Source organism: Streptomyces kryoterrae (assembly GCF_054072135.1).
The window spans coordinates 5,960,994-5,975,155 of sequence record NZ_CM133358.1 but is presented as its reverse complement, the minus strand read 5'-3'; the positions used below and the strand labels follow the sequence as shown (position 1 = coordinate 5,975,155).

Here is a 14,162-nt window from a genome sequence, read left to right as displayed (position 1 = left end):
GACACGCTACGCCCGCCCCGCCCACCCCTTTACCGACGCGGCGTCGGGCACTTTCAGCACTGCCCAGCACCACCCAGCCCGTCCGGCGTTTGAGGACGAGCGCGTTCAGCGCGAAAGGGGGGTTCGGGGGCACAGCCCCCGAGGACGGGACGGGAAGGGGCGGCGGGGGCGAAACAAACCCACCGCCACCCCACCGCACCCCGGACTAAGTCGTCCGCCTCCGCCGAGCCCCCGGCCTCCGCTCACTCGGCCGAGTAACGGGATCCCCCGACTCCACAGCGGAAGCCCTCCGCCGCAGCCCGAAGTCCGCCAACGCCTCGGCCAACTTGTGCACGGACGGCTCCGGAGCCATCACATCGACCCGCAGCCCATGCTCCTCGGCGGTCTTCGCCGTGGCCGGCCCGATACACGCGATCACCGTCACGTTGTGGGGCTTGCCCGCGATCCCCACCAGGTTCCGCACAGTGGACGACGACGTGAAGAGAACGGCGTCGAAGCCACCCCCCTTGATCGCCTCCCGGGTCTCCTGCGGCGGCGGCGACGCCCGCACGGTCCGATAGGCCGTGACGTCGTCGACCTCCCAGCCCAACTCGATGAGCCCGGCCACCAGCGTCTCCGTGGCGATGTCGGCCCGAGGCAGGAAAACACGGTCGATCGGATCGAAGACCGGGTCATAGGGAGGCCAGTCGTCGAGCAAACCGGCCGCGGACTGCTCCCCACTGGGCACCAGATCGGGCTTCACACCGAACGCGACCAGCGCCTTGGCGGTCTGGTCACCCACCGCGGCGACCTTGATCCCGGCGAAGGCGCGGGCATCGAGCCCGTACTCCTCGAACTTCTCACGAACCGCCTTCACCGCGTTCACCGAGGTGAAAGCGATCCACTCATAGCGGCCCGTGACCAGCCCCTTGACCGCCCGCTCCATCTGCTGCGGAGTCCTCGGCGGCTCGACGGCGATCGTCGGCACCTCGTGCGGCACGGCCCCGTAGGACCGCAACTGGTCGGAGAGCGACGCCGACTGCTCCTTGGTACGCGGCACCAGCACCCGCCACCCGAACAGCGGCTTGTTCTCGAACCACGACAGCTGCTCGCGCTGGGCGGCGGCGAACCGCTCGCCGACCACGGCTATCACGGGCCGGCCGCCGTCGGGCGACGGCAGTACCTTGCCCTGCTTGAACATCTGGGCGATGGTCCCCAGCGTGGCCGACCAGGTCCGCTGACGCGTCGTGGTCCCGGCGATCGTCACGGTCAACGGGGTGTCGGGCTTGCGCCCGGCCGCGACCAGCTCACCCGCGGCGGCGGACACCGAGTCGAGGGTCGTCGAGATGACGACCGTCCCGTCCGAAGCCCCGACCTCGGTCCAGCAGCGGTCCGACGCCGTACGGGCGTCCACGAACCGGACGTCCGCGCCCTGCGCGTCCCGCAGCGGCACACCCGCGTACGCGGGCACGCCCACGGCGGCGGCGACACCCGGGACCACCTCGAACGGGACACCGGCGCGCACGCACGCCAGCATCTCCTCGGCGGCGTACGCGTCGAGCCCGGGATCCCCGGACACCGCACGCACGACCCGCCTGCCGCCCCGCGCGGCCTCCATGACAAGATGTGCGGCATCCCGCACAGCGGGTACACCAGCGGTCGTTGACGCGCCGTCAACAACCGTTAGTTGAGGCGTGCCTGTGCCTGGATACGTGCTGCCAATAGGCGTGTCCAATTCGGTGTTGAACTCGGCAACGCCTTGTCTGGCGTGTGGGCGTACGACGTCGAGCACCTCGTGCTCGGCGACCAGTACGTCCGCGACCGCCAGCGCCTCGACGGCGCGCAGAGTCAGTAGTCCCGGATCCCCGGGTCCGGCACCGAGAAAGGTGACGTGCCCATGGTCCGGACCGGCGGGAAGGGTGGTGGGGCTCACTGTGCTCGCTCCCCCATCAGACCGGCCGCGCCCTTGGCAAGCATCTCGGCTGCGAGTACACGGCCGAGCGCCATTGCTTGGTCGTACGTCTCGGGCACGGGACCGGTGGTGGACAGCTGCACCAGCGTCGAGCCGTCGGTCGTGCCGACGACGCCGCGCAGGCGCATCTCCTTGACAATCTGCCCGTCGGCCAGAAGGTCGGCCAGCGCGCCCACAGGGGCGCTGCAACCGGCCTCCAGGGCGGCGAGCAGTGACCGTTCGGCGGTCACGGCGGCCCGGGTGTCCGGGTCGTCGAGCTCGCCGAGTGCCGCGATCAGGTCAGAGTCGTGGGAGGTGTTCCCCGCTCTGCACTCGATCGCCAGGGCCCCTTGGCCAGGGGCAGGCAGAACCATGTCGACCGACAGGAAGTCGGTCACTTCGTCGGCGCGCCCGATGCGGTTGAGGCCGGCCGCGGCCAGCACCACCGCGTCCAGCTCACCACTGCGCACGAACCCGATCCGGGTGTCGACGTTCCCCCGGACCGGTACGACCTCGATGTCCAGGTCGTGGGCACGCGCGTACGAGTTCAGCTGGGCCGTGCGCCGCGTCGAGCCCGTCCCGACCCGCGCGCCGCGCGGCAGGTCGGTGAACTTCAGCTCGTCGCGCGCCACCAGCACGTCACGCGGATCCTCGCGCTCCGGCACGGCGGCCAGCACCAGGTCGTCGGGCTGCGCGGTCGGCAGGTCCTTCAGCGAGTGCACCGCGAAGTCGACCTCCCCGCGCAGCAACGCCTCCCGCAGGGCGGTCACGAAGACCCCCGTGCCGCCGATCTGGGCGAGGTCCTCGCGGGACACGTCGCCGTACGTCGTGATCTCGACGAGCTCGACGGGCCGGCCGGTCAGCCGGTGCACGGCGTCGGCGACCTTCCCGGACTGGGCCAGGGCGAGTTGACTTCGCCTGGTCCCAAGTCTCAGCGCCCCTTGTACTGGCTCACTCATGCTCGCCCTCGGTTTCCGGCGTTCGTCCATGCGTTCTGGTCTGCGTCCTCGTCGTCCCGGTCCGCCCGGGAGACGGAGGCGACCGTCTCCTGGTCGAGGTCGAACAGGGTGCGCAGCGCGTCCGCGTACCCGGCGCCGCCGGGCTCGGCCGCGAGCTGCTTGACCCGTACGGTCGGCGCGTGCAGCAGTTTGTCGACCACGCGCCGCACGGTCTGCGTGATCTCGGCGCGGTGCTTCTCGTCGAGCCCGGGCAGCCGTCCGTCGAGCCGGGCGATCTCACCGGCGACGACATCGGCGGCCATGGCGCGCAGCGCGACGACGGTGGGGGTGATGTGCGCGGCCCGCAGGGCGGCCCCGAAGGCCGCGACCTCGTCGGCGACGATCCGCCGGACCTGGTCCACGTCTGCCGCCATCGGAACGTCCGCCGAGGCCTCGGCCAGCGACTCGATGTCCACCAGGCGCACCCCGGCCAGCCGGTGCGCGGCGGCGTCGACGTCCCGGGGCATCGCGAGGTCGAGCAGCGAGAGCACGGCCGGGGGACGCGGCACACCGGCCGGCATCTCGGGGCGCCGCTGCTCGGGAATGCGCCCGAGGGTGGCCGCGGTCAGGGCGAGCGCGGCGATCAGCTCACGGTCGTCGTCCGGCGTACGACGGGCTGCGTCCCGCCGGTCGACGGTCCCGTTGTCGACCCAGGCCGCGTGCTGCTCCAGCGTCGCCGCGTCCATCCCGGCGACGGCGGCCTCGCCCATCACCGAGAACCCGGCCGACTCCTGCACGGCCTGCCCGGCCTGCACGGCGGACAGATCCAGCGGACACCCGTCGTCGGTACCGATGCTGGTGGGCGGCAGAACCCCTCGTACGTCCCGTACGTCACCCTGCGCGGTCGTACGAGGGGACAGCCCGGCCTCCTCGTCCGCCGGCACCCGGCCCTCGACGGCCGCCGCGACGATCTCGGCGGTGAGGACCAGCCCGGTCGCGCCCGTACAGGAAACGGCTATATCGGCACGTGTCAGCTCGAAGGGCACCGATTCGATCGGCACCGCGCGGGCGGACACGGACGCCGTACCGTCCGCAGGCCCCTCGTACTGGCTGTTCTCACTGTTCTCGTTGATGATCTGCGCGAGCCGCTCGGCACGGTCCGGGGTGCGGTTGGCGACGACGATCTCGGCGACGCCGAGCCGCGCGAGCGTGGCGGCGGCCAGGGAGGACATGGACCCGGCACCGATGACCAGGGCTTTCTTGCCCGCGGCCCAGGTTTCCACCGACCCCCCGGCAACCCCGGCTCCCCTCCCCCCGGCCAGCTGCTGGAGCCCGAAGGTGACCAGGGACTGTCCGGCCCGGTCGATGCCGGTCTCGGAGTGGGCACGCTTGCCGACCCGCAGCGCCTGCTGGAACAGGTCGTTGAGCAGTCGGCCGGCGGAGTGCAGGTCCTGCGCGAGAGCGAGCGAGTCCTTGATCTGCCCGAGGACCTGCCCCTCGCCGACGACCATGGAGTCGAGCCCACAGGCGACGGAGAACAGGTGGTGGACGGCCCGGTCCTCGTAGTGCACGTACAGGTACGGGGTGAGTTCGTCCAGCCCCACCCCGCTGTGCTGGGCGAGCAGGGTGGACAGCTCGGCGACGCCCGCGTGGAACTTGTCCACGTCCGCGTACAGCTCGATGCGGTTGCAGGTGGCGAGCAGCGCGGCCTCGGCGGCCGGCTCGGCGACGACGGTGTCCTGGAGCAACTTGATCTGCGCGTCCTGGGACAGCGCGGCGCGTTCGAGGAGGCTGACGGGAGCGCTGCGGTGGCTCAGCCCGACGACGAGGAGACTCATGCCGGCATCACGGCGGGAACATCCCCGTCAGGCCCTTTGCCACGACCACCACTGCCGCCCCGCACCTTGGCCGCGACCACCGGGGCGGGTTCGGCCGCCACAGCCTCGGCGGCGGCAGCGGCCGCATCGGCCTCCTCGCCCGCCTTGCGCTGCTCGTGGAAGGCGAGGATCTGCAGCTCGATGCTGAGATCGACCTTGCGTACGTCGACACCGTCCGGGACGGTCAGCACGGTGGGCGCGAAGTTGAGAATGGAGGTCACACCGGCGGCGACGAGCCGGTCGCACACGGGCTGAGCGGCACCGGCGGGCGTGGCGATAACGCCAATGGACACACCGTTGTCCGCGATGATCCTTTCCAGGTCGTCCGAGTGCTGCACCGGAATACCCGCGACGGGCTTTCCCGCCATCGCGGGATCGGCGTCGATGAGGGCGGCCACCCGGAATCCGCGGGAGGCGAAACCGCCGTAGTTCGCGAGGGCGGCGCCGAGATTCCCGATGCCGACGATCACTACCGGCCAGTCCTGGGTCAGCCCCAGTTCGCGCGAGATCTGATAGACGAGATACTCGACGTCGTACCCCACGCCACGCGTCCCATAGGAGCCCAGGTAGGAGAAGTCCTTGCGCAGCTTCGCGGAGTTGACGCCCGCGGCGGCTGCCAGTTCCTCGGAGGAGACCGTGGGTACCGAGCGCTCCGACAGTCCGGTCAGCGCACGGAGGTACAGCGGAAGCCTGGCGACGGTGGCCTCGGGAATCCCTCGGCTGCGGGTCGCCGTTCGGTGAGTTCGGCCAGTTGCCACGGTGCTCCTGCGGGTAGCGCGGGGCTGCAGGCGGTCACACGTTCCTGGACCGCCCCGTCGAATGCAGGCTATGTCTTTGTGAACGCGTGCACAAAGATGGTGTCCGATTTGCCCACCCAACGTGACCGGGGTCACGCACCCCCGTCGCACGCGTATGGAACCGGCACACAAGCACCGTTGTCCCTCGCCGTCACAGACACCGTTCGGGGGCAAAACCTCACACACTCCTCATGAATCCCGCCCCCGAGATCTGAACCGCACTCGATCCTAAGCGACTTTCCGGACCACTTGGACTGCTCGGTCAGCACTTGGTCAGAACTCGACCACTCGGTAATCCATCGGGAATCTATGTGAGGGCTTTGCGAAGACGTTCTTCGCTGACGCGCCAGAACGTGTGCTGGGCGCCGTCGATGAGCACGACGGGGATCTGTTCCCAGTACTCACGGTTGAGTTCTTCGTCCTGAGTGATGTCCTTCTGTTCCCATGGCACCCCAAGATCGGCACACACCTTCTCGACAACTCCCTGTGCGTCATCACACAAATGACAACCGGGCTTCCGGATGAGAGTGACGAGCCGGGACTGTGGCGTACGACGCTCGACGCGCCGAAAGAGGGGACCCATACACCCATTGTCCCGCGCCCTCCGAGGAGCTGTCCGACGCCCAGGGCACGGCACCCGGACCAGTTCTTTAACTGTGCGGTCGCGGAGAGTTCACAACCTCCAAACCTCTCGACTCCGGAAGCACCGAACAAACTGGCTATGCTCACGCCATGGCCGCTCTCGGATGGCTCACTCCCCGTAGGCGCTCCGCCACGGCGCGGAGCGTGTTGGCAGGCGAGGCCTCTGCTGAGGCAGCGCGCAAGTCCTCCCAGGAGCTGGAGGAACTGACGCCTGCGCCGGATCTGTCGGGCGAGGCGGAGGAACCGGCGTTCCCCGTCCTCGGGGACGTCAGGGCCGCCGCCTTCTTCGACCTCGACAACACCGTGATGCAGGGCGCCGCGATCTTCCACTTCGGCCGGGGTCTGTACAAACGGAAGTTCTTCGAGTCCCGCGATCTCTACCGGTTCGCCTGGCAGCAGGCGTGGTTCAGGCTGGCCGGTATCGAGGACCCCGAGCACATGCAGGACGCCCGGGACTCCGCCCTCTCCATCGTCAAGGGCCACCGTGTCGCCGAGCTGATGTCGATCGGCGAGGAGATCTACGACGAGTACATGGCCGAACGCATCTGGCCGGGCACCCGCGCACTGGCCCAGGCGCACCTGGACGCCGGCCAGAAGGTGTGGCTGGTGACGGCGGCCCCGGTCGAGATCGCCACGGTCATCGCCCGCCGCCTCGGCCTGACCGGCGCCCTGGGCACGGTCGCGGAGTCGGTGGACGGCGTGTACACGGGCAAGCTGGTGGGCGAACCCCTGCACGGCCCGGCCAAGGCGGAGGCGGTACGCGCCCTGGCGACGGCGGAGGACCTGGACCTCACGCGTTGCGCGGCGTACAGCGACTCGCACAACGACATCCCCATGCTCTCCCTGGTGGGCCACCCCTACGCGATCAACCCGGACGCCAAGCTCCGCAAGCACGCCCGCCACCTGGACTGGCGCCTACGGGACTACCGCACCGCCCGCAAGGCGGCGAAGGTCGGCATCCCGGCGGCGGCCGGCGTGGGAGCGGTGGCCGGCGGCACAGCGGCAGCCATCGCCCTGCACCGCCGCCGCCGCTGACCCGCGAGGCTCCTTCAGGGCCGAGAAACAATCATTCGCCCCGGATTACCCCCGTAACCCCTCCACCAGTCGCGTTGGCCGTACACAGCCACAACGCGCCCTGAGCAGAGCTCAACTCGACCTGAATCGATCAACAACCTGTCACACTGCGGCACTTGAACGGGCGCCAATAGGTAACAGAAGCGACGTAATCGATGATTTGAGCAACCGGGTGTAGCAGCGCCTGTACGAAGCGTTATTCTCCTCAGACGCAAACCGGTACCCCTCCGTCGCTACGACGGGTGAACGGTCCCGCACTGCACGTGATGGAAGCTCTGCCTCTGGGAGTCCCGTGTACCCACACGTCGGGGTTGACGCCTCGGGCCTGGCTACGCTGCGCGCAACGGTCCTAGACCTGTTGCGCGGCTTCGTCCCCACCGCGTACGCCGTACCCGTATTCGCCACCGCCGCACCACTCGGCCCGTGCTACGCGCTGGCCGACGGCACCGCCGCGGTCGGCCGACGAGGGCGCGCGGCCGGCGCCGCCCCCCCTCGCCGCCCCGCCGCGGACAGCGACAGCGCCCGCATGATGGACCTTGTCGAGCGTGCCCAGGCCGGTGAGGCCGACGCCTTCGGCCGCCTTTACGACCAGTACAGCGACACTGTGTACCGGTACATCTACTACCGGGTGGGCGGAAAGGCCACCGCGGAGGACCTGACGAGCGAGACGTTCCTGCGCGCCCTGCGCCGCATCGGAACCTTCACCTGGCAGGGCCGCGACTTCGGCGCCTGGCTGGTCACCATCGCCCGCAACCTCGTCGCCGACCACTTCAAGTCCAGCCGTTTCCGGCTCGAGGTGACCACGGGCGAGATGCTGGACGCCAACGAGGTCGCGCGTTCACCGGAGGACTCCGTCCTGGAGTCCCTCTCGAACGCCGCACTCCTCGACGCCGTACGACGCCTCAACCCCCAGCAGCAGGAGTGCGTGACCCTGCGCTTCCTCCAGGGGCTGTCCGTCGCCGAGACCGCGCGCGTGATGGGCAAGAACGAGGGTGCCATCAAGACCCTCCAGTACCGCGCCGTCCGTACACTCGCCCGGCTCCTCCCGGAAGACGCGCGCTGAGCACCGTAAGAGGTACTCCGCGCACGCCACACCGCACCACGCGCCACACCGCGGACCGGCCCCGCTTCCGCCTGCCCGGGGACCGCACACTCAGCGACCATCAACTCACCTTCCGTGAAAGTGCGTTGAGTTCGCGGTCCGATCATCCGCCGTCCGTAACCCAAGTGCCGCGCCACTCGTTGTGCGGGATACAGGCTCCCTGTGGTCACTCCCTGGCCCTCTCCGATCACCCGATCGAGTGGATGTGGTCAGGGACGTGCAACCCTCAGGACCCCCTGGGGAGCCGACCGTCATGACGAGAGGAGGTGCCGCCAGTGATCGCGAACGTTTCGGCGCACCGGCGGGCGAACGCCTTCGCCCAGGCCCTGGAGGAGCTGTCCGACCGGGACTCGGCGGCCGAACAGCCCGAAGGACCGGCACCGGACACCGCACCGGAACCGGCCCCGGCTGCCGCGGAACGGGCGGACCACCAGACGGACCACCGGGCGGAACGGACCGAACCGAGCCGACTGGTGGCCCTCGCGACCGGTCTCGGCGAGCTGCCCAAGCCGGTGCTCGACCCCGCGGTCAAGGTCGTCCACCGGGCCCAGTTGGTGGCCGCGATGGAGGCCATGCTGCGGGACGGCACGGTGCCGGGAGGCGAAACGGCGAACCCTTTGGTGCCCGAGCAGCGCTCCCGGGCCAAGGGCGCACACCGGGCGAGCGGGCTGGGAAAGTTGCGACCCCGTACACGGCTGACGAAGGGTCTCGCCGCCGGCGGGCTCAGCGTGGGTGTGGCCGCGGGAGCCTTCGGCGGCGTCGCCGCTGCCAGTTCCGACGCCCTGCCCGGTGACTCGCTCTACGGCCTCAAGCGCGGCATCGAGGACGTCAAGCTCAACTACCTGGCCGACGGCGACAGCGAACGCGGTCAGGTCTACCTCGACCAGGCCTCGACCCGGCTCAACGAGGCCCGTCGGCTGATGGAGCGCGACCGCGCCGGTCAGCTCGACCACGAGTCGCTCGGCGAGATCCGCCGCGCCCTCTCGGGTATGCGGCACGACGTCTCGGAGGGCCACCGCCTGCTGCACGAGGCGTATCAGCGCGACCCGGACTCCCTGGGCCCCATCCAGGCCCTGGACGCCTTCTCCCGCTCCCACCGCGAGGCCTGGGGCGCCCTGCGCGACCGCCTCCCCGTGCAACTCGGGGACGTGAGCCAGGAGGTGTCGTCGGTCTTCGACGCCATAGACCAAGAGGTCGCCCCGCTGCAGTCCCTGCTCCCGAAGCCTCCCGCCCGAAGCGGCGGCGATGCGGGTGGCGGCGGGGGTCAACGGCAGGGCTCCGCACCGGGGTCGAGCACGAGTTCGTCCGGTGCCGACCGGCCGGCCGCGCCCAGCGACACCGGCGGCGAATCCTCCGACGGGCGCGACCCCAGCAGCGGCAACCCCAAGCCGTCCGCCTCCGGCGGCACCGACGACGGCCTGCTCGGCGGCAACACCGGGGGCCTCCTCGACCCGCCGCAGAACAGCGGCACGGCGTCCCCGTCGACGACCACCCCGTCCACCACCGAGCCGGACGTCACGCTCCCACCGCTCCTCCCGGGCCTGCTGCCCGGCCTGGGCATCGACAGCGAGGACGCCGGCTAGCACGGTCGACCGTACGTCGGTGGGGGCGCCCTTCCTGTGAAGGGCGCCCCCACCGACGTACAGGCATCTGCCGAAAACGAACCGGCGTCAGAAAAAGACCGACCGCCGCTGCACCAGCAGCTTGTAGAGGGTGTGCTGGATCTGTTCCCTGACCTGGTCGGTCAGGTTGAACATCAGCATCGGGTCCTCGGCCGCCTCCGGCGGATAGCCGTCCGTGCGGATCGGCTCGCCGAACTGGATGGTCCACTTCGTGGGCAGCGGAATCGCACCCAGCGGACCCAGCAACGGAAACGTCGGAGTGATCGGGAAGTACGGGAAGCCGAGCACCCGGGCCAGCGTCTTCGCGTTGCCGATCATCGGGTAGATCTCCTCGGCCCCGACGATCGAGCACGGGATGATCGGCGCGCCCTGCCGCAGTGCCGTCGACACGAAGCCGCCACGCCCGAAGCGCTGCAGCTTGTACCGCTCGCTGAACGGCTTGCCGATGCCCTTGAAGCCCTCCGGCATCACACCGACCAGTTCGCCGCGCTCCAGGAGCCGTTCCGCGTCCTCGGCACAGGCCAGGGTGTGACCGGCCTTGCGGGCCAGTTCGTTGATCACCGGGAGCATGAAGACCAGGTCCGCCGCGAGAAGCCGGAGATGGCGGCCCGCCGGATGGTTGTCGTGCACGGCGACCTGCATCATCACGCCGTCCAGCGGCAGCGTCCCGGAGTGGTTGGCGACGATCAGCGCGCCGCCCTCGGCCGGGATGTTCTCGATGCCCTTGACCTCGACCCGGAAGTACTTCTCGTACAGCGGGCGCACCAGCGACATCAGGACCTGGTCGGTGAGCTCGGCGTCGTAGCCGAAGTCGTCGACCTCGTAGTCCCCGGTGAGCCGGCGCCGCAGGAAGGACAGGCCGCCCGCGATACGCCGCTCCAGGCCGCCGACGCCACCGCCGTCCGGGGCGGACGACGGGGACTGATGCCCAGGCTGGTCCTGGGACTCCTGCGACTCCTGGGGCGGCTGTTGCTCTTGTGTCACCTGAACATCATCCTGCGGGCGGGCCCGTCCCGGCAGGGGCTGGACCTCGCGAATCACCGCCGATTCGCCCTTGCGCCGGCCGCTCCCCGCGCTCCGGCGACGCGAAGGCCGCGGGGCGGCGCCCGTGCGGGACCTGTCGTCGTCGAACGGAATGACCTTGGCATCCGCCATCGTTGATGCGCTCCTCGGTTGGCGCTCTGCGTCGGTGGGCTGTCGCCGTCAGGTCGCTTCGGCAGCTGTCGTGACCGTTGGGGTGGCCGTGTCGCGGGCGCCGCCCCTGCCCTTGAAGGGTGCGAAGGGCAGTGCGGCGATCCGGTCGACGGCCCGCGCGAGGGCCGCCGGCGGCAGCAGACCGGGACCTCGGACGCGCGCGAAGTCCTCGAACGTCTCGGCGGTCGTGAACTTCGGCTGGTATCCCAGAGTCTCGCGCATCTGGTTCGTCGCCACGACCCGGCCGTGTGTGAGCAGCCGGATCTGTTCGGGCGAGAAGTCCGTCACGCCCAGCGTACGCACAAGCGAGCCGGCCCAGGTGACCGCGGGCAGCAGCAGCGGCACGGTGGGGCGACCGAGCCGCCGGGAGCACTGCGAGAGCAGCAGGACGCCGTCCCCGGCGATGTTGAACGTGCCGCTGTTGAGCGTTCCGCGCTCCGGTTCGTGCGAGGCGATGCGCAGGACCTCGATCACGTCGTCCTCGTGCACGAACTGGAGCCGGGGGTCGTAGCCGAACACCGTCGGCAGGACCGGCATCGCGAAGTACTGGGCCAGCGGTGAATCCGCGGTCGGCCCCAGGATGTTGGCGAAGCGCAGCACCGCCACGGCGACGTCGGGCCGGCGCCGCGCGAACCCGCGTACGTACCCCTCGACCTCCACCGCGTCCTTGGCGAAGCCGCCGCTGGGCAGCGACTTGGGCGACGTGGTCTCGGTGAACACCGCCGGATCCCGGGGCGCGGAGCCGTACACGTTCGTACTGGACTTCACGACGAGCCGCTTCACGGCGGGCGACTTCTGACAGGCACCCAGCAACTGCATGGTGCCGATGACGTTGGTCTCCTTGACCGTGACCCGGCTGCCGCTGCCCAGCGCGATGCCCGTCACGTCCAGGTGCACGACCGTGTCGGCGTTCGTCTCGGCGAGCACCCGCGCGATGGTGGGCTGCCGGATGTCGGCCTGGATGAAGTCGGCGCCACCCAGATGGTGCTCGGGGGCGACCGCGTCCACGGCGATGACCCGGTCGACCTGGGGGTCACGCTGGATCCGTCGTACGAACCGGCCCCCCAGCTGACGGGCCACTCCGGTCACGAGCACGACCTTGCCCAAGATCAGCGCCTTCCTTCCAGCCGTGTTTCCCGTGTGCAGCCCAACCTAGCGGGTTGTTGTTGCGCTGTGATGACTGCCCGATGCATGAAGTCACGAGGACCCTGAATGTACGACTGTGGCCCCCCACCGGAATCCGGTGGGGGGCCACAGCCTTCACACTCACACTCACGCTCACGCTTTCGCAGCGTCGCGGAGAGGCAGCGGTTCCGATCTCGCGATCGGACCGACTACTTCTTGTTGCGACGCTGGACGCGCGTGCGCTTCAGCAGCTTGCGGTGCTTCTTCTTGGCCATCCGCTTGCGCCGCTTCTTGATAACAGAGCCCACGACTACCCTCGCTCACTTCTCATCACTCGGCGTTGGGCGCCATGGGCCCATACGACCTACAAGGGGCCAGCCTACCCGTCCGAGCGCTGAGGTCGTAATCGAGGGGAATCAACGAGATCAAGGGGGACCCGGTAAAGCCCTGAGGGTCCCCATCCGCCCCCCTCGACCGCCGTCAGGCTGTCTCCACCCCCACATAGCTCTCGCGGAGGTACTCGTGAACCGCTTGCTCGGGGACGCGGAAGGACCGCCCCACCCGAATCGCGGGCAGATGACCGCTGTGCACCAACCGGTACACGGTCATCTTCGACACTCGCATCACCGAGGCGACTTCCGCCACGGTCAGGAACTGAACCTCGTTCAGAGGCCTCTCGCCAGCTGCAGCCATGACACACCTGAACCTTCCGCACTCGACTGGCCACCGGCTTCCCCTTCCGGTGACTCTTCGTCGTTGCGTGCTCACTCCCCAATGTAGGGGCGGGTGATGCGAGTGGGGAAGAGGTGCACCCATCGGCGGCCTACTGTGACAGACACGCCCGATTGAGTACGTAGCGGGTAAGCGGCCGGTAGTAATCGGACCGCACGGCGTCATCAAGTGGAACGACGACGGACACGCGCCCCTCGGCCTCTCCGACGAAGAGCGCGGGATCGTCCGTATCGGCCAGCCCCATGGCCTCGAACCCCAGTTGACCTGCACCGCAGACCCATCCGTGGTCCCCGATCACCAGCTCCGGGAGCATCCCGCCGGCCTCTGCGGCGGCCGTCAGAGCCGTCCGAACCGGGAGGGGAGAGTGCGTGTGTGCGCCCGGCTCACGCCCGGCGGCCCCAGCACCCGGTTCCCGTACGAGCGCGACTCCTCGTACGTAGTCAAGGTTGTACGTGCGTAGACCGAACCGGGTCGTTATGTCGACAGAGCTACCCTGCGCTGGGGTGAGAACAGCACATCCCGCCGCCGACAGAGCGTCCGCCAACGCGGCGTAGAAACCGAGCAGTCGGTGCGGGTGACCGGTGCCCAGGAGTACGGGAGCCCGGCGCCGGGCGGCTGCGGAGAGTCGCTCGGCGAATGCGTCGAGGGCCACCAGCGTCCGCTCCGGGTCGATCACATCACATCCGGAAGTGCACCGCGGATCGGCCGAAACCCCACATCTGTCGGCCATCAGACCGAGCAGATCCCGTTGCCGCCATGTCCGTTCGGGATCGAGTCCGATCAGCACCCGGGGATCACGGGCGGCGAAAAGCCGATAACTCCGCAGACTCTCCTCCCGCGAGGTGGCCACGGGCCCGGCGAGCCGGGCGGCCAGGAGATGGGCACGCAACGCCCCGGCACTCAACACGGGAGTGATGGTGGCGGACGGCGGCACCGGGCACGACGGGAATGCCGAAAACACCGCACAGTTGGCGTAACGCCGCGAACCTCCCCCCGGGCGGGCTGTTACACCGGTGACGGAACAGTGACGGAAACGACCACAACTGTCGTACGGGTTCCCGGGTCTCACCTCATGTGCACGGCGGCAGCCGGCCGACCACCGGCAGCCACGGACCGCACACCGACCATC

13 protein-coding genes are annotated in these 14,162 nt (G+C 69.6%); 3 read left to right on the top strand and 10 right to left on the bottom strand.

The window, feature by feature from the left end; all coding sequences use genetic code 11:
* Window positions 1–205: 205 nt before the first annotated feature.
* The 5 genes from ACW4TU_RS26380 to ACW4TU_RS26360 form a co-directional block, all read right to left on the bottom strand.
* Window positions 206–1,912, bottom strand: coding sequence for a bifunctional uroporphyrinogen-III C-methyltransferase/uroporphyrinogen-III synthase (locus tag ACW4TU_RS26380; RefSeq protein ID WP_457417252.1), 1,707 nt, complete (start codon window positions 1,910–1,912; stop codon window positions 206–208).
* Window positions 1,909–2,889 carry a hydroxymethylbilane synthase gene (gene hemC, locus ACW4TU_RS26375; RefSeq protein WP_457417251.1) on the bottom strand — a complete coding sequence of 327 codons (981 nt, stop codon included), beginning with the start codon at window positions 2,887–2,889 and terminating at the stop codon, window positions 1,909–1,911. The genes ACW4TU_RS26380 and hemC overlap by 4 nt, the downstream gene beginning before the upstream one ends.
* Window positions 2,886–4,706: a glutamyl-tRNA reductase gene (locus ACW4TU_RS26370; RefSeq protein ID WP_457417250.1), complete on the bottom strand. Its 1,821-nt coding sequence runs from the start codon at window positions 4,704–4,706 to the stop codon at window positions 2,886–2,888. Before ACW4TU_RS26370 ends, hemC begins: the two co-directional genes overlap by 4 nt.
* Complete coding sequence (locus tag ACW4TU_RS26365; protein ID WP_457417249.1) at window positions 4,703–5,503, bottom strand: redox-sensing transcriptional repressor Rex; 801 nt, start codon at window positions 5,501–5,503, stop codon at window positions 4,703–4,705. The genes ACW4TU_RS26370 and ACW4TU_RS26365 overlap by 4 nt, the downstream gene beginning before the upstream one ends.
* A gap of 346 nt (window positions 5,504–5,849) precedes the next feature.
* Window positions 5,850–6,125, bottom strand: a complete 276-nt coding sequence (locus ACW4TU_RS26360) for a glutaredoxin family protein (protein ID WP_164414037.1) — start codon at window positions 6,123–6,125, stop codon at window positions 5,850–5,852.
* Between the two features lie 149 nt (window positions 6,126–6,274).
* Between ACW4TU_RS26360 and ACW4TU_RS26355 the strand changes: the two genes are divergently transcribed.
* The 3 genes from ACW4TU_RS26355 (at window position 6,275) to ACW4TU_RS26345 (ending at window position 9,943) form a co-directional block, all read left to right on the top strand.
* Window positions 6,275–7,219 (top strand): HAD family hydrolase, encoded by a 945-nt coding sequence (locus tag ACW4TU_RS26355; protein ID WP_457417248.1) that lies wholly within the window; start codon window positions 6,275–6,277, stop codon window positions 7,217–7,219.
* Window positions 7,220–7,550: 331 nt separating this feature from the next.
* Window positions 7,551–8,321, top strand: a complete 771-nt coding sequence (locus ACW4TU_RS26350) for an ECF subfamily RNA polymerase sigma factor, BldN family (protein WP_457417247.1) — start codon at window positions 7,551–7,553, stop codon at window positions 8,319–8,321.
* Between the two features lie 314 nt (window positions 8,322–8,635).
* Window positions 8,636–9,943 carry a DUF5667 domain-containing protein gene (locus tag ACW4TU_RS26345; RefSeq protein WP_457417246.1) on the top strand — a complete coding sequence of 436 codons (1,308 nt, stop codon included), beginning with the start codon at window positions 8,636–8,638 and terminating at the stop codon, window positions 9,941–9,943.
* An 87-nt stretch (window positions 9,944–10,030) separates the two neighbouring features.
* On the opposite strand, the gene ACW4TU_RS26340 is transcribed toward ACW4TU_RS26345, so the two are convergent.
* The 5 genes from ACW4TU_RS26340 to ACW4TU_RS26320 all read right to left on the bottom strand — a co-directional run bounded on the left by ACW4TU_RS26340 (window position 10,031) and on the right by ACW4TU_RS26320 (window position 13,940).
* Complete coding sequence (locus ACW4TU_RS26340; protein ID WP_457417245.1) at window positions 10,031–11,137, bottom strand: lysophospholipid acyltransferase family protein; 1,107 nt, start codon at window positions 11,135–11,137, stop codon at window positions 10,031–10,033.
* Window positions 11,138–11,185: 48 nt separating this feature from the next.
* On the bottom strand, window positions 11,186–12,283 hold the full coding sequence (locus tag ACW4TU_RS26335) for an NAD-dependent epimerase/dehydratase family protein (RefSeq protein ID WP_457417244.1): 1,098 nt from the start codon (window positions 12,281–12,283) through the stop codon (window positions 11,186–11,188).
* Between the two features lie 227 nt (window positions 12,284–12,510).
* Window positions 12,511–12,609 (bottom strand): 30S ribosomal protein bS22, encoded by a 99-nt coding sequence (locus ACW4TU_RS26330; protein ID WP_003948845.1) that lies wholly within the window; start codon window positions 12,607–12,609, stop codon window positions 12,511–12,513.
* Between the two features lie 172 nt (window positions 12,610–12,781).
* Window positions 12,782–12,994 carry a helix-turn-helix domain-containing protein gene (locus tag ACW4TU_RS26325; RefSeq protein ID WP_004984898.1) on the bottom strand — a complete coding sequence of 71 codons (213 nt, stop codon included), beginning with the start codon at window positions 12,992–12,994 and terminating at the stop codon, window positions 12,782–12,784.
* Window positions 12,995–13,124: 130 nt separating this feature from the next.
* Entirely contained in the window at window positions 13,125–13,940 is an 816-nt protein-coding gene (locus tag ACW4TU_RS26320; protein WP_457417243.1) for a phosphatase, read from the bottom strand.
* Between the last annotated feature and the right edge of the window lie 222 nt (window positions 13,941–14,162).

Coding starts and splice junctions, on each gene's coding strand:
- ACW4TU_RS26360 (WP_164414037.1), bottom strand. CDS start 6,125: ATGGGTCCCCTCTTTCGGCGCGTCGAGCGTCGTACGCCACAGTCCCGG.
- ACW4TU_RS26355 (WP_457417248.1), top strand. CDS start 6,275: ATGGCCGCTCTCGGATGGCTCACTCCCCGTAGGCGCTCCGCCACGGCG.
- ACW4TU_RS26340 (WP_457417245.1), bottom strand. CDS start 11,137: ATGGCGGATGCCAAGGTCATTCCGTTCGACGACGACAGGTCCCGCACG.
- hemC (WP_457417251.1), bottom strand. CDS start 2,889: ATGAGTGAGCCAGTACAAGGGGCGCTGAGACTTGGGACCAGGCGAAGT.
- ACW4TU_RS26325 (WP_004984898.1), bottom strand. CDS start 12,994: ATGGCTGCAGCTGGCGAGAGGCCTCTGAACGAGGTTCAGTTCCTGACC.
- ACW4TU_RS26370 (WP_457417250.1), bottom strand. CDS start 4,706: ATGAGTCTCCTCGTCGTCGGGCTGAGCCACCGCAGCGCTCCCGTCAGC.